This is a genomic window from Ideonella alba, assembly GCF_018069845.1.
Classification (GTDB): domain Bacteria; phylum Pseudomonadota; class Gammaproteobacteria; order Burkholderiales; family Burkholderiaceae_C; genus Ideonella; species Ideonella alba.
Genome location: NZ_JAGQDD010000002.1, coordinates 363,864 through 378,724, shown reverse-complemented (window position 1 = coordinate 378,724; position 14,861 = coordinate 363,864). Strand labels below are relative to the sequence as shown.

Genomic DNA, 14,861 nt, shown 5'->3' with positions numbered 1-14,861 from the left:
CCGGCAGACGCGGTGGATCCGGCTTCGCCGGTCCACTCGCGTCGCCCCCAGAACTCGCGCCCTGGGGGCCGCAGCTGTGCTGCGGTAGGGGGGGTTATTTCTTCTCGGGGACGTTCTTCTTGCCCTTGTTCTCGGCGATGTAGTCGCTCCACGGATCGGCCACGACCGGACCCGGGGTCTTCCACACCACGTTGAACTGGCCGTCGGCCTTGACCTCACCGATGAACACCGGCTTGTGCAGGTGGTGGTTTTCCTTGTCCATCGTGCTGGTGAAGCCGCCCGGGGCCTTGAAGGTCTGGCCGGCCATCGCCGCGATCACCTTGTCGGTGTCGGTGGACTTGGCCTTGGTCACGGCCTGGGCCCACATGTTGATGCCGATGTAGGTGGCTTCCATCGGGTCATTGGTCAGCGGCTTGTCCTTGTGGCCGGCGATGCCCTTGGCCTTGGCGTAGTCGCTCCACTTCTTGACGAACTCGGCGTTGGTCGGGTTCTTGATGCTCATGAAGTAGTTCCAGGCGGCCAGGTGGCCGACCAGCGGCTTGGTGTCGACGCCACGCAGTTCCTCTTCACCCACCGAGAAGGCCACCACCGGCACGTCGGTCGCCTTCAGGCCCTGGTTGCCCAGTTCCTTGTAGAAGGGCACGTTGGAGTCGCCGTTGATGGTCGAGACCACCGCCGTCTTCTTGCCTTCAGAGGCGAACTTCTTGATCTTGGCGATGATGCTCTGGTAGTCGGAGTGGCCGAAGGGGGTGTACTCCTCCATGATGTCGGCCTCGGCGACGCCCTTGCTCTTCAGGAAGGCGCGCAGGATCTTGTTGGTGGTGCGCGGGTAGACGTAGTCGGTGCCCAGCAGCACGAAGCGCTTGGCCGAGCCGCCGTCCTTGCTCATCAGGTATTCCACCGCGGGAATCGCCTGCTGGTTGGGCGCGGCGCCGGTGTAGAAGACGTTCTTGCTGAGCTCTTCGCCTTCGTACTGCACGGGGTAGAACAGCAGCGAGTTCTTCTCTTCGAAGACCGGCAGCACCGACTTGCGCGACACCGAGGTCCAGCAGCCGAAGACCACGGCCACCTTGTCCTGGTCGATCAGTTGCTTGGCCTTCTCGGCGAACAGCGGCCAGTTCGAGGCCGGGTCCACCACCACCGGCTCGAGCTTCTTGCCCAGCAGGCCGCCCTTGGCGTTGATCTCGTCGATGGCCATCAGGACGGTGTCCTTCAGCACGGTTTCCGAGATCGCCATCGTGCCCGACAGCGAGTGCAGCACGCCCACCTTGATGGTGTCGGCCGCCTGGGCCAGCGTGGTGAAGCCGAGCGCGCAGGCGGCGGCGGCCAGCGCGGTGATGGAACGGCGGGTGAATTGCATGCGGGTGCTCCTGGGAGGGGTTGGGGGTGAATCAGTGCCCGCAGGTTAGAAGCCGCCGCCCGGACCGACCATACGCACACTGGCGTAGAGTGAGGCGCATGCACTGTCCCCCTGCACTCGCCGGCCTGGGTCTGCCAGCCACGCTGGCGGCCGCCCTGCTGCTGGCCGCCTCGGCCGCGGCCGCGGCGCTGGCGCCCTCCCAGGATGGCCAGGAGATCCTGGACCCGGCCACCCACCTGGCCTGGTCGCGCTGTCTGCTGGGCCAGCGCTGGACTGGCCGGGCCTGCGGCGGAACGCCTGAGCTGCTGCGCCACACCGAAGCCCTGGCCCGTGCCCGCGCGCTGGCGCAGCAGAGCGGCCGTGCCTGGCGCCTGCCGCGGGTGCCCGAACTGCAGCGCCTGGTGCGCCGCAACGGCCAGGGGCTGGACCCGCAGCTCTTCCCCGACGCCCCGGCCGACTGGCACTGGAGTGGCACGCCCAGCCTGTCGCACGAGGCGGTGAACCCCTACAACTACGGCAGCGTGATGCGCGGCCAGACCGCCAGTGCGCCGCCTGAGAGCAGCTTCGTCAACGGCTGGGCGGTGCACCTGGGCGACGGTCAGGCGCGCGATGACGTGCCCAGGGGCTCGCGGCTGGCCGTGCGCCTGGTCCGCAGCACGCGCTGACGCGCCGTGGCCGCGCGACGCGCACCGGCCCTCAGCCGCGCCGATCCTCGCGCGGTGACACCCCCACCCGCCGCCGGAACTGGGCGTTGAAGTTCGACAGCGTCGCAAAGCCGCAGGCGGCCGCCACCTCGCTGATCGGGCGGTCCGTGCGGCGCAGCAGCAGCCGGGCCTCGGCGATGCGCAGGTCGTTGACATAGTCGGTGAAGGAGCGCCCGACCAGGCGCTTGAAGCTGCGGCTGAAGGCGGCCGGCGTGACATGCAGCTGGCGCGCAGCCGCCGCGGCGCTGAGGTCCTCCTGCAGGTGGTCGCGCACCCAGGTCAGCAAGGCGTCCACCCGCCGCGCCCCGGCGGCGGCTGTCGCCTCGGGCCGGCGCTGGCGCAGCCCCAGCGGGCGGCGCCAGCGCCGGGCCTCGGGGGCGGCGATGCGCGCCAGCAGCGCCAGCGCCTGACCCAGCTGAGCCAGGCCCTGGGTGCTCGACAGCGCCGGCAGCGCCGCCGCCACCTCGGCCGCCAGCGGCCCCTGCAGCGCCCAGCCCGCCGCCGCTTCGCTGAGCAGCACGCCCGGGCCTGCCGCCCACTCGGGCAGCCCCTGCAAGGCCGGCGTGTCATGCAACTGCATCACCGTGGCCTGCGCCGCGCCGGCCACCCGCCGCGATGCGCTTGACCACCAGGCATGCGCCACCTGCGGCGCGACCAGCACCACATCGCCCGGGGCGAAGGGCTCCACCGTGTCACCAACGAAGCGCAGGCCGCTGCCACGCGCGATGCAGGTCAGCTCCAGCATCGGGTGCATGTGGACCGGGCCATCGAAGGCCGCCAGCGACAGGTCGAGCACGCGCATGGTCAGCGCCTGGGCCTGCGGAACTGACTCCTGAACGACTCTCAAGACACACCTCTATGGTCATGGAGGTAACAAAACAGTCATTGTCGGTTGATCCGCGCGTGGCGCCCATCGGGGTCAGCGCCCATACTGCGGCGCCATGTCCACGCAGACACCCGACACGGGTGAAACAGCCCCCGCACCGGCCCCCACCGCGCCGTGGTGGCGTGGCGCCGTGCTCTACCAGGTCTACCCGCGCTCCTTCCAGGACAGCAACTGCGACGGCCTGGGTGATCTGGCGGGCCTGACCGCACGCCTGCCCTACATCGCCTCGCTGGGCGTGGACGGGCTGTGGGTCTGCCCGGTCTTCCCCAGCCCGATGCGCGACTTCGGATACGACGTCGCCGACCACTGCGACATCGACCCGCGCTTCGGCACGCTGGCGGATGTCGACACCCTGGTCCGCGAGGCCCATGCGCTGGGCCTGAAGCTGCTGATCGACCAGGTCTGGAGCCACACCGCGGCCGAGCACCCCTGGTTCATCGAGAGCCGCGCCAGCCGCGACAACCCGAAGGCCGACTGGTACGTCTGGGCCGATCCGCGGCCCGACGGCAGCCCGCCCAACAACTGGCTCAGCTGGATGGGCGGTCCGGCCTGGCGCTGGGAGCCGCGCCGGCGGCAGTACCACCTGCACCAGTTCCTGCCGCAGATGCCCGACCTGAACTTCCACTGCGAGGCGGTGCAGCAGGCGGTGCTGGACGTGGCCCGCTTCTGGCTGGACCGCGGTGTGGACGGCTTCCGTCTGGACACCGCCAACCTCTACGCCCATGACCCGCTGCTGCGCGACAACCCGCCCGCCCCGCCCGGGCAGCGCGGCGACAGCCCGGTGCTGATGCAGCAGCACCGCTACACGATGGACCAGCCGCAGTCGCTGGACTTCCTGCGCCGGCTGCGCGCGCTGATGGACCGCTACCCCGGCCGCATGACCGTGGGCGAGATCGGTGGCCCGGCGGCGCTGGCCACGATGCGGGCCTACACCCGCGGCGGCGATGCGCTGCACACGGCCTACTCGTTCGCCTTCCTGGGCGCGCGGCCGGACGCCGCGGGGGTGGCGCGCCAACTCGAGCCCTGGACCGAGGACGCCGGCTGGCCGTCCTGGGCCTTCTCCAACCACGACGCGCCACGCGTGGCCTCGCGCTGGGGCGCTGACGGCGCCACGGGCTTTAGTCTCGGTGCAGGCACCGCCGGCCGGGGCACCATCGCGGCCGCTGCTGCGGGTCCGCTGACCTGGATGGCGCTGCTGATGGCGCTGCGTGGCACGGTCTTCGTCTACCAGGGCGAGGAGCTGGGCCTGCCGCAGAGCGAGGTGCCCCCCGAGCAGATGCAGGACCCCTACGGCCTGGCGAACTGGCCGCTGATCCCGGGCCGCGACGGCTGCCGCACGCCCATGCCCTGGTCGGCCGAAGCGCCCGCGGCCGGCTTCAGCAGCGCAGCGCCCTGGCTGCCGGCCGACCCGGCGCATGCGGCGCTGGCCGTGGACCGCCAGCAGGCCGATCCCCGCTCGATGCTGAACCAGACCCGCGCGCTGATCGCCCTGCGCCGCGCCCATCCAGCGCTGCGCCAGGGGCGCTGCACCGTGCTGTGGGCCCAGGGGGAGGTGCTGCTGCTGCGCCGCGGCGACGGCCCGGGCGCGGTGCTGGCGCTGTTCAACCTGGGCGGCCAGCCCGCCGCCTGGCCGGCTGCGGCGCTCGCCTGCGCGGGCGAGCCGCCACTGTGGTGCAGCGCCCTGCCCCTGGACCCTGCCCGTCCCCTGCCCGCCGGCGCGGCGGCCTTCTTCCCTGCCCCCTGACCCCGCCCTGCCATGACCGACCTCGACACTCCCTACGCCCTCGGCGCCGAGCAGGTCGCGCAGTTCCGCCGCGACGGCTTCATCAAGCTCAAGCAGGTGCTCAGCGCCGACACGCTCGAGGCCTATGGCGGCGAGATCACGCGGCTGACGATCGCGCTGAACACCGAGCAGCGGCCGCTGGCCGAGCGCAGCACCTACGACCGCGCCTTCCTGCAGGTGATGAACCTGTGGGAGCGCAGCCCGCTGGTCGGCCGCTTCGTGATGGGTCGGCGCCTGGGCCGCCTGGCCGCCGAGCTGCTGGAGGTGGACGGCGTACGTCTGTACCACGACCAGTCGCTCTACAAGGAGCCGGGCGGCGGCCTCACGCCGGCCCATGCCGACCAGTACTACTGGCCGCTGGACTCCGACCGCACGATCACCGCCTGGATCCCGCTGCAGCCGGTGCCGCCCGAGATGGGGCCGCTGGGCTTTTACGCCGGCAGCCAGTCGGTGGCCTTCGGCCGCGACCTGGGCATCTCGGACGAGAGCGAGGCGCGGATCAGCGCCAACATGGCGCGCCACGGCTTCGCCTTCGTCTCGGGCGGCTTCGACCTGGGCGAGGTGAGCTTCCACCTGGGCTGGACCTTCCACAAGGCCGGTCCCAACCACAGCGCGCAGCCGCGCTCGGTGATGACCATCATCTACATGGACGCCGGCATGCGCCTGGTGCCGGCGCTCAACGCGATCCAGGCCAATGACCGCGACCAGTGGTGTCCCGGTGCGCGCGAAGGCGAGCCGATCGCCACGCGCAAGAACCCGGTGGTCTGGCAGCGCGCATGAGCGCAGCGTTGCGCCGTGGGGTCCTGATGCTGGGCCTGCTGGGTGCGGTCGGCCTGCCCGCCGCCGCGGCGCCGTCCTTCACCCGCTGGGTCGACCCCTTCATCGGCACCCAGGGCACCGGCCATGTGACCCCCGGCGCCACCGTGCCCTTCGGCATGGTCTTCCCGGCGCCCGACACCGCCGACCGCGGCTGGAGCCACAGCGCCGGCTACCAGTTCCAGGACCGGCGCATCCTGGGCTTCTCGAACACCCACCACAGCGGCGCCGGCATTCCCGAACTGGGGGACGTGCTGCTGCAGCCGCGTGCCGGCCAGGCCTGGACCGAACAGACCACCGACTTCAGCGCTGTCAAAGGTAACGAGCAGGCGCACCCGGGCCTGTACCGCGTGCGGCTGCCGGGCCATGGCGTCTCGGTGGAGCTGAGCGCCGCGCCCAAGGTGGCGCTGCAGCGCTACCGCTTCGACCGCCCGGGCCGCGTGCAGGTGCTGGTGGACCTGCAGCACGGCCTGCACTACGTGGACGGTCCCACGGTGCTCTCAGCCCAGGTCACGCCACGCGTCGATGGCCTGCAGGGCACGCTGCAGCGCCGCAACTGGGTGGAGCGGCAGGTCTCGTTCGCGCTGCGCTTCAGCCACCCGGTGCAGCACCGCCAGCAGCTGCCGCCACGGCCGGGCGAGCACGCATCACGCTGGCTGCTGAGCTTCGACCTGGGCCAGAGCCGCACGCTGGAGGCGCGCATCGGCCTGTCGACCGTGGACGAGGACGGCGCGCAGCGCAACCTGGCCACGGCCGACGGCCAGGACTTCGACAGCGTGCGCGCCAGCGCTGATCGCGCCTGGAATGCGCTGCTGGGCCGCCTGCGCATCGATGCCGATGCACGCACCCGGCGCCTGGTCTACTCGGCGCTCTACCGCGCGCTGCAGCACCCCAGCGACATCGCCGATGCCGACGGCCGGGTGCGCGGCCCGCGTGGCGAGGTGATCGACGCCCCGGGCGGCGTCTACTACTCGACACTGAGCCTGTGGGACACCTTCCGCGCCTCCCACCCGCTGTTCACGCTGCTGGTGCCCGAACGCGTGCCGGGCATGGTCAACACCCTGCTGGCGCACCATCGGCAGATGGGCTGGCTGCCGCTGTGGACCAGCTGGGGCCGCGAGACCTACTGCATGATCGGCAACCCGGCGCTGCCGGTGATCGCCGACGCGCTGCTCAAGGGCTTCGGGGCGGGGGGCGCGATCGACGAGGCCGCTGCGCTGCAGGCCATGGTCGAGACCAGCACCCGTGAGCGCCCGGATGCGCCGGCCTGGGCGCAGCGCAGCTGGGCCACGCTGGAGCGCTTCGGCTACCTGCCGCTGGATGTGCAGACCGGTGAATCGGTCAGCCTGACCGCCGAGCTGGGCTATGGCGATGCCGCCGTGGCCGCGGTGGCCGAGCGGCTGGGCCAGCCGGCGCTGGCGGAGCGTTTCCGCGCCCGCTCACGCAGTTGGCTGCGGTTGTTCGACGATCAGACGCACACGCTGCGCGGCAAGGACAGCGCCGGCCGCTGGCGCACGCCCTTCGATCCGGTGATGGCCACCTCGCCGCTGAAGAACCCGGGCGACTACACCGAGGCCAATGCCTGGCAGTACACCGCCACGCCGGCACTGCACGACGCCGAGGGCTTTCGCGCCCGCCTGGGCGGCGCCGCCGGCCTCGAAGCCTGGCTGGACCGCTTCTTCAGCCTGCCGGTGCCGGCGCCCGACCCGCACCTGGGCCAGGAGGCGCTGATCGGCCAGTACGCGCACGGCAACGAACCCAGCCACCACATCACCTGGCTGTATGCCTGGACCGATGCGCCCGAGAAGGGCCAGCGCCTGCGCGAGCAGATCGTGCGGCGCTTCTACGGCACCGGCCCGGCGGGCCTGGTCGGCAATGACGACGTCGGCCAGATGAGCGCCTGGCTGGTCTTCGCGGTGCTGGGCTTCTACCCCGCCGAGCCCTTCAGCGGCCGCTATGTGCTGGGCCAGCCAATGGTGCGCGGCGCAGCGCTGTGGCGGCCGGTTGGCCCCTGGCTGCGCCTCCGTGGCCAGGGGCCGCTGCCCTGGCTGGACGCGCAGGCCTTGCCCGCGCGGCAGGTGTCGCACCAGGCGCTGCAGCGCGCGTCAAACCTGAGCTTCAGGGCAGCTTCACCCCGGCGCTGAGCGGACCGGCACCGGGCAAGCCCCAGCCCCGGACAGGCCGGCGCCGCCGCACACTGCGGCCATGAGCACCCGCCCCGAGCCCGCCCCCGCGCCGCGCCGCTGGAGCACCGATGCCGTGCCCGCCGCGCAGCGCCTGGACTACTGGGTGGGTGCCATCTCCGAAGGCTTTCTGGCGATGGACGCCAGCGGCAACCCGCAGGGCTTCCAGGGTGAACTGCTGTCCGCGCCGCTGGGCCCGTTGGGGGTGAACTGGGTGCGCGCTTCGGCACAGCAGGTCTGGCGCACGCCGCGCGGCATCGCCCGTGGCGACGGCCGCTGGGCCTACCTGCTGGGCAACCAGGAGACGCCCTGGCGCGTGCGCCAGGACGGCCGCGAGGCCCTGATGCGGCCGGGTGACTTCGTGCTGGTCGATGCCCGCCGGCCCTATGCCTTCGATTTCGCCGACGGCCCCAGCACCGTGTCGCTGGCCCTGCCGCTGGACTGGCTGCTGCGCTGGGTGGACGAGCCCCAGGCGCACACCGCGCGGCCGTTCCGCCATGACGACCTCGCCGACTGGGGGGCGGCGCTGTCGGCCTTTGCCCGCCCGTGGCGGCCGGACCTGGCCAGCGCGCCGCCACTGCCGGCGGAACTGCTGACCGATCAGCTCGGCGCCCTGCTGGCGCTGGCCTGCGGTGGCGCGCGCGCGGCACCGCCACCCGACGACACGCTGGAACAGGTGCGGGCGGCACTGCGCCAGCGTCTGGCCGAGCCGGGCCTCAGCGCCAGCACGATCGCCACCGACCTGGGCCGCTCGGTGCGCAGCCTGCACCGCGCGCTGGCGGCGCGCGGCCAGACCTTCGCCACGCTGCTGATGGCCGAGCGCATGGCGCAGGCCGAGCAGATGCTGCGCAGCCGGGCGCTGCGGCAGGTGGCGGTGGCCGAGATCGGGCGCCGCGTCGGACTGCTCGATCCGTCGCACTTCGCGCGGCTGTGCCGGCGCCACCTGGGCCAGACGCCGTCGGCCCTGCGCCCACGCTGACACCTGGCACGCAGCGGCCAGCGGCCTGGCACACAGCGGCCGGTGGCCCATGCCACTGGCGCCCACACTGCGGGTCCTGATCACCCCGACAGGAGACCCCGATGAGCACCGACACCTACGTCCTCGTGCATGGCGCCTGGCACACCGGCGCCGAGCTGGAAGCCACCGCCCAGCAGTTGCGCGCCCGCGGCCACACCGTGCATTGCCCCACGCTGGCCGGCAACCGGCCTGGCGACGACCGCGGCGGCACCGGCCTGGAGGACGCCGCGCGCTCGCTGGTGGACTTTCTGGAGCAGCATGCGCTGCAGCAGGTGCGCCTGGTCGGCCACAGCTATGGCGGCATGGTGATCTCGCGCACCGCCGACCTGTGCCCGCAGCGCATCGCCCGTCTGGTCTACGTCAACGCCTTCGTGCCGCAGCCGGGCGAGTGCCTGAACGACCTGGTGCCGCCGCACTACACCGCACTGTTCGACAGCCTGGCCGCGGCCCACGGCGGCGCGGTGATGCTGCCCTTCCCGGTCTGGCGCGAGGCCTTCATCAACGACGCCGACCTGGCGCTGGCGCAGCAGGCCTTCGATCGGCTGAATCCGCACCCGTACAAGACCTTCCAGGACCCGATCACGCTGAGCCAGCCGATGGCCGCCTGCCCGCTGCCCAAGAGCTATGTGAACTGCCGCATGGACAGCGCGCTGCCGCAGAGCCTGGGCTGGCACCCGCGTCTGTCCGAGCGGCTGGGGCTGTTCCGCTACATCGAATGCAGCGGCAGCCACGAGGTGTGGTTCACCGACCCGGCGGCCATCGCCGCGGCGATCGAGCAGGCCGGGCGCGACTGAGCCGCCGGCGCCGTCAGACCCAGAGGCTGAGAGCCGTTCAGTCGGGCCGTCCCGCCTGCCAGGCCGGCAGCCGCCAGTCGCGCACCAGCGCGGCGGCACGCAGCCCGGTGGTGAGCAGGGCCGTCAGCGTCAGCGCCAGGCCGCCGTCCAGGCCGGCGGCCTGCGTGGCCACCAGCACCCAGCCGCCGGTGAACGCGCAGATGGCGTATGGCCGGTGGTCGTGGAAGGCGCGCGGGATCTCGTTGCAGACCACGTCGCGCAGCACGCCGCCGAACACCGCCGTCACCATGCCCAGCAGCACCGCCACGATCGCGGGCATGCCGCTGTCCAGCGCGATCTGCGTGCCGCTGGCCGTGAACAGGCCCAGGCCCAGCGCGTCGGGCCACTGCATGGCCCGCTCGGTGGGTTCCAGGTGGCGCGCCCGCATGAAGGCCATCGCGCCGATGCACAGCGCCAGCAGCGCCCACAGCCAGCCGGCGTGCTCGACCCAGAACAGCGGCCGCCGGTCGAGCACCACGTCGCGCACCGTGCCGCCGCCGAACGCCGCCAGGCCCGCGACCACGCAGATGCCCACCGCATCGAGCCGCTTGCGCGCGCCCTCGATGACGCCGGACAAGGCAAAGGCCACGGTGGCCACCGCCTCGGCCACCACCTGGACCTGACTCAAGACCCACGGAGCACTGCCTGCCATCGCGCCTCGCCACCTGCTGTGATGGGCGCGATCTTAGGTCGGCTCGTCCCCCCACAGGGACAGCTGCGCCCGCCCGCCGCTGTCGCGGGGGCGCCGGGGCGGGCGCCGCTCGGTGGCCGGCAGGCCGCTGCGGCGGCTGCCATGCCGCGCCAGCACGCGCTCGGCCTCGGTGCGCGCAGCCGGGGTCTTGCGCAAGGCGCCGATGCGCTCGCGCGCGGCGCGGTAGGCGCTGGCGTGATCGACGATCGGCGCCGGGTAGTCGTGGCCGATGCGCACGCCCAGGCGCTGCTGCAAGGCCGTCGGCATGCGCTCGGGCTGGGCCAGGAAGCCGGTGGGCACCGCGGCCAGCTCCGGCACGTGGCGGCGGATGAACACGCCCTCGGGGTCCTGGTCCAGCGCCTGCTTGATGGGCGAGTAGATGCGGATCGCATTGATGCCGGTGGTGCCGCTTTGCATCTGCACCTGGCTGTAGTGGATGCCCGGCTCGAAGTCGATGAACTGGCGCGCCAGGAAGGGTGCGAAATCGCGCCAGTGCAGCCACAGGTGCTGCGCCGCGAAGGACACCAGCATCGCCCGCATGCGGAAGTTGATCCAGCCGCCGCTGTGCAGCGCGCGCATGCAGGCGTCGATCAAGGGGTAGCCGGTGCGGCCGGCGCACCAGGCGGCCAGGCGCTCGGGGTGGGCGCCTGGTTCGCGCAGGCCGTCAAAGGCGTGCGAGAAATTCTCGAACTCGATGCGCGGCTCGTCCTCCAGCTTCTGCATGAAGTGGCAGTGCCAGCGCAGCCGGCTGCTGAAGGACTGCAGCGACGCGGGCCAGCGCGGATCCACCGCCGCGCCCACGGCGCGCGCCTCATCGATTGCCGCGCGGCGCTGCTCGCAGGCCTGGTGCACCTGGCGCAGCGACAGCGACCCCCAGGCCAGGTGCGCACTCAGGCGCGAGCAGGCCTGAAAGCCGGTGGTGGGCGAGGACATGCCACGCCGGTAGTCGACACCGCGCTCACGCAGGAAGGACTGCAGCACCGCCTGCCCGCGCCGCTCGCCGCCGCGCTGGGCCTCGGGGCGGGATGCGCCCGCCACGCCCAGTTCGGCGGCGCTGCGGATCGGGTGCTGCGCCGCGACCTCGCCCAGGTTGTGCAGCGCCGCCACGGTGCGCAGCGCCACCGGCGGGGCCACCAGCGGCGCCGACATGCGCTGTGCCCAGCGCTCGGCCCAGCCGTCGCGGTTGCGCAGGCGGCGGACCACGCCGCACTGCGGGATCTCGTGCCAGGCGATGCCCTGGGCGCGGCACCAGGCTGCCACCCGACGGTCGCGTGCGTAGGTCACCTCCAGCCCGGTTTCCTCGTGGCTCCACAGGGCCCGAAAGCCCAGTGACGCCTGCAGGTCCTGCAGCACCTGCGGGCACTCGCCCACCCGGATCAGCAGCGGGCAGCCGCGCCGGGCCAGCGCCTCGCGCAATGCCGCCAGGGCGTCGTTGATGAAGTCCAGGTGGCAGGCGTCGAACTCGGCGGAATGCAGCAGGCTGGGTTCGTAGACGAACAGCGCCACCACCGGGCCGTGCTGCGCGGCCTGCGCCAAGGGGGCGTGGTCGGCGACGCGCAGATCGCGCTTGAACCACACGAGTTGCGGCGCGGCGTCGCTCATGCGATGAGCTCGCCGCGCAGCGCGGGCAACTCGGACAGGTCCCGCAGGCCGCGGGTGCTGCGCGACCACCAGGCCGAGAACGAGGCGCAGGGGCGGTCGGGCTCGGGGAACAGCGCCGGCGCGGCGCGGCGCCGCACCAGCGGCGGCAGCCAGGGGTCGGCATGCGGGTCGGCCAGCGTCTGCACCGAGCGCGCGCCGGCCAGCGCGGCGGCCAACTGCCCGGTGCTGGCGTGCCACTGCCGGCAGGTCAGCGCCGACAGCCGGGTGCCCACGAAGGCCCAGCGCGCCGCGCTCCACGGCCAGGCGGCATGGTGATCGGCGGGCCACCAGCCCAGGCACAGGTGGCCCGGCGGCAGATCGGCCGGCGGGTCGCCCAGCGCCCAGGGATGCACCAGCCAGACATCACGCCCGGCCACGTCCTGCGCCCGCGCTGGCGTGGCGCCGGGCGGCAGGCCGGTCAGGGCGGGCTCGTCGAGACCCTCGAGCGAGGGCCGCATCGGCACCGCATGCGGGCGACGCGCCAGGGCGTCCAGCGCCTCGTAGCTGGTGTCCAGCACGCTGTCGGCGCTGTGCCAGGTCGCGGGTGCGTAGCGGGCCACGTTGTCGGCGTTGAACAGGTAGGGCTTGTGGCTGCCGGTGCCGGCCACCCACTGCCAGCTGAGGTGGTTGCTGGCCAGGTCGCCGTCCAGCAGGTGGCCCAGCATCCAGTCGGCCCCGGCGCGCCAGTGCACCTTGCGCAGGTGGACCACGTAGCTGGCCAGCCACATCCGGGCATGGTTGTGCAGGTAGCCGCTGGCGTAGAGCGTGCGCACCGCCTGGTCAATCACCGGCACGCCGCTGCGGGCCTGGCGGATGTCGGCGGGCAGCACGTCGCTGTAGGCGCTGTCGGGCAGCGGCCCGGGATGCAGCGAGCGCAGGATCGCATCACCGCGGGTCTGCCACAGGTGCCGGAACCAGGCGCGCCAGCCCAGCTCCATCACGAAGCGGTGTCCCAGGTGCAGACGGTGGCGCGCGGCCAGCGCGGCCAGCACCTCGGGCGGGCTCAGCAGGCCGTGGGTGATGTAGGGCGACAGCCGGGTCACGGCGCCATCCAGCGCGTTGCGCGTGCGCGCGTAGTCGGCGGGGCGGACCGCGGCCAGCCGGGCGCGGGCGGCTTCGGGTGTGGGTAGGAACTCGGCCAGGCTCATGCCGGCACCCCCACCTGGCCCGCGCGGATCGCGTCGGCGCGCTGGCGCACGGCGTCGCGCTCGGCCGCGGTCAGCCGCGCCAGGTTCTTCACCTGCAGGGACATCCGCGGGTTGCGCGCCAGCAGCGCCTGGTGGCGCTCCAGGAAGTCCCAGTACAGCGTGGTGAAGGGGCAGGCGCGCTCGCCCACCCGCTGCGCCGGATCGTAGCGGCAACCGGCGCAGCCGCCGCCCATGCGCTCGATGTAGCGCCCGGTGGCCACATAGGGTTTGCTGGCCATCAGGCCGCCGTCGGCGTACTGGCTCATGCCCAGGGTGTTGGGCAGCTCGACCCATTCCACCGCGTCCACGTAGACCGACAGGTACCAGGCATGCACCTGCTGCGGCCGCACGCCCAGCAGCAGCGCGAACAGGCCGGTGACCATCAGGCGCTGGATGTGGTGGGCGTAGCCGAGCGCCAGGGTCTGCGTGATCGCCTCGCGCAGGCAGGCCATGTCGGTGCGGCCGCTCCAGTACCAGGCCGGCAGGTCCTGGTCGGCCTGCAGCGCGTTGCGCTGCAGATAGCCGGGCATCTGCGTCCAGTAGATGCCGCGCACGTACTCGCGCCAGCCCAGGATCTGGCGGATGAAGCCCTCGGCGCTCTCAATGCCCACGTGGCCGGCGTGGAAGGCCGCTTCGGCGGCCTGCACCACCTCGCGCGCCGACAGCAGCTTCAGGTTCAGCGCCGCCGACAGGTGCGAGTGGTACAGCCAGGGCTCGCCAGGCCACATCGCGTCCTGCGTGCGGCCGAAATGCGGCAGGCGCTGGTCGATGAACTGCTGCAGCGCCTGCAGGGCCTGGGCGCGCGTGACCGGCCAGGCGAAGTGGTTCAGCGCACCCGGATGGTCGGCAAAGCGGCGGGCCACCAGGGCCAGCACCTCGCGGGTGATGTCGTCGGGCTCGAAGCGGCTGCGCGGCGGCACCGCGCCGGGCCCTGCGGGCCCGAACGGCGCGCGGTTGTCGGCGTCGAAGTTCCACTGGCCGCCGATCGGCTGTGCGTCCGCGCCGGGGCCCTGCATCAGCACGCCGTGGCGCCGGCGCAGTTCGCGGTAGAAGAACTCCAGGCGCAGCGTGCGGCGCCCGCGGGCATGCGCGGCGAACTCGCGCACCGTGCAGAAGAAGTGCCGGTCTTCGCGCAGCTCCAACTCCAGCCCCGCCTCGGCCACCACCTCCTTCAGCGCCTGCCACACGCGCCAGTCGCCCGGCGCGGTCATCAGCACGCGCGCCGGCGACAGGGTCTGCAAGGCGGCCGCCAGTTCGGCCGCCAGCGTGCCGCGGTTGTCCGGATCGTCCAGCCGCCGGTAGTGCAGCGGCCGGCCCGCGGACCGCACGGCCTGGGCGAAGTGGCGCATCGCCGCCAGGAACAGCGCGATGCGGGGCTGGCTGGACCAGACGTGGGTGGACTCCTCGGCCACCTCGGCCATCCACACCGCGTCCTGGGCTGGGTCGAAACCATCGAAGGCCGCGGCGTCCAGATCCAGCTGATCGCCCAGCACCAGCACCAGGTGGCGCAGACGGGTCATGGTCGGCGCGCCCGGCGGCAGGCCTCGGAGCAGTAGCGCACCTCGTCCCAGCAGGCCGCCCAGCGCTTGCGCCAGCTCATCGGGCGGCCGCAGGCCGCGCAGGGCTTGCTGGGCAGGGCCTGCTTGTTGCCCTTGAACGATGGCGATCTGGCGGCCCGGGGTGACGGCATGTCGAAATGGTACAGAACCAACTCAGATGACGCATGGGAGGGTATATTTGCGGCAGATGAGTTGCTTTT

At 72.6% G+C, this 14,861-nt stretch carries 13 protein-coding genes; 6 read left to right on the top strand and 7 right to left on the bottom strand.

The features are described from left to right. Nucleotides 1–94 precede the first annotated feature (94 nt). Nucleotides 95–1,360, bottom strand: coding sequence for an urea ABC transporter substrate-binding protein (gene urtA, locus KAK03_RS05410; RefSeq protein WP_210852158.1), 1,266 nt, complete (start codon nucleotides 1,358–1,360; stop codon nucleotides 95–97). Nucleotides 1,361–1,458: 98 nt separating this feature from the next. On the opposite strand from urtA, the gene KAK03_RS05405 reads away from it, so the two are divergent. Continuing rightward, the gene (locus tag KAK03_RS05405; RefSeq protein WP_210852157.1) at nucleotides 1,459–2,025 is read left to right on the top strand and encodes an Lcl C-terminal domain-containing protein; all 567 of its coding nucleotides are present in this window, start codon (nucleotides 1,459–1,461) and stop codon (nucleotides 2,023–2,025) included. A gap of 31 nt (nucleotides 2,026–2,056) precedes the next feature. Here KAK03_RS05405 and KAK03_RS05400 read toward each other — a convergent pair whose 3' ends face one another. After that, nucleotides 2,057–2,911: a helix-turn-helix domain-containing protein gene (locus tag KAK03_RS05400; RefSeq protein ID WP_210852156.1), complete on the bottom strand. Its 855-nt coding sequence runs from the start codon at nucleotides 2,909–2,911 to the stop codon at nucleotides 2,057–2,059. Nucleotides 2,912–3,005: 94 nt separating this feature from the next. On the opposite strand from KAK03_RS05400, the gene KAK03_RS05395 reads away from it, so the two are divergent. The 5 genes from KAK03_RS05395 to KAK03_RS05375 all read left to right on the top strand — a co-directional run bounded on the left by KAK03_RS05395 (nucleotide 3,006) and on the right by KAK03_RS05375 (nucleotide 9,544). After that, complete coding sequence (locus KAK03_RS05395) at nucleotides 3,006–4,694, top strand: alpha-amylase family glycosyl hydrolase (RefSeq protein ID WP_210852155.1); 1,689 nt, start codon at nucleotides 3,006–3,008, stop codon at nucleotides 4,692–4,694. 12 nt (nucleotides 4,695–4,706) lie between these two features. Continuing rightward, the gene (locus KAK03_RS05390) at nucleotides 4,707–5,513 is read left to right on the top strand and encodes a phytanoyl-CoA dioxygenase family protein (protein ID WP_210852154.1); all 807 of its coding nucleotides are present in this window, start codon (nucleotides 4,707–4,709) and stop codon (nucleotides 5,511–5,513) included. A gap of 8 nt (nucleotides 5,514–5,521) precedes the next feature. Then, nucleotides 5,522–7,693, top strand: a complete 2,172-nt coding sequence (locus KAK03_RS05385) for a GH92 family glycosyl hydrolase (protein ID WP_210852153.1) — start codon at nucleotides 5,522–5,524, stop codon at nucleotides 7,691–7,693. Between the two features lie 61 nt (nucleotides 7,694–7,754). Then, on the top strand, nucleotides 7,755–8,711 hold the full coding sequence (locus KAK03_RS05380) for a helix-turn-helix domain-containing protein (protein WP_210852152.1): 957 nt from the start codon (nucleotides 7,755–7,757) through the stop codon (nucleotides 8,709–8,711). 101 nt (nucleotides 8,712–8,812) lie between these two features. Beyond that, nucleotides 8,813–9,544 carry an alpha/beta fold hydrolase gene (locus tag KAK03_RS05375; protein ID WP_210852151.1) on the top strand — a complete coding sequence of 244 codons (732 nt, stop codon included), beginning with the start codon at nucleotides 8,813–8,815 and terminating at the stop codon, nucleotides 9,542–9,544. Between the two features lie 37 nt (nucleotides 9,545–9,581). On the opposite strand, the gene KAK03_RS05370 is transcribed toward KAK03_RS05375, so the two are convergent. The 5 genes from KAK03_RS05370 to KAK03_RS05350 are packed head-to-tail and all read right to left on the bottom strand — an operon-like array spanning nucleotide 9,582 to nucleotide 14,792. Then, on the bottom strand, nucleotides 9,582–10,235 hold the full coding sequence (locus tag KAK03_RS05370) for a trimeric intracellular cation channel family protein (RefSeq protein ID WP_210852150.1): 654 nt from the start codon (nucleotides 10,233–10,235) through the stop codon (nucleotides 9,582–9,584). A gap of 33 nt (nucleotides 10,236–10,268) precedes the next feature. Beyond that, entirely contained in the window at nucleotides 10,269–11,876 is a 1,608-nt protein-coding gene (locus KAK03_RS05365) for a cryptochrome/deoxyribodipyrimidine photo-lyase family protein (RefSeq protein ID WP_210852149.1), read from the bottom strand. Next, the gene (locus tag KAK03_RS05360; protein ID WP_210852148.1) at nucleotides 11,873–13,063 is read right to left on the bottom strand and encodes an FAD-binding domain-containing protein; all 1,191 of its coding nucleotides are present in this window, start codon (nucleotides 13,061–13,063) and stop codon (nucleotides 11,873–11,875) included. The genes KAK03_RS05365 and KAK03_RS05360 overlap by 4 nt, the downstream gene beginning before the upstream one ends. Then, on the bottom strand, nucleotides 13,060–14,622 hold the full coding sequence (locus tag KAK03_RS05355) for a cryptochrome/photolyase family protein (RefSeq protein ID WP_210852147.1): 1,563 nt from the start codon (nucleotides 14,620–14,622) through the stop codon (nucleotides 13,060–13,062). The genes KAK03_RS05360 and KAK03_RS05355 overlap by 4 nt, the downstream gene beginning before the upstream one ends. After that, nucleotides 14,619–14,792, bottom strand: coding sequence for a DUF2256 domain-containing protein (locus KAK03_RS05350; protein WP_210852146.1), 174 nt, complete (start codon nucleotides 14,790–14,792; stop codon nucleotides 14,619–14,621). The genes KAK03_RS05355 and KAK03_RS05350 overlap by 4 nt, the downstream gene beginning before the upstream one ends. Nucleotides 14,793–14,861 lie beyond the last annotated feature (69 nt).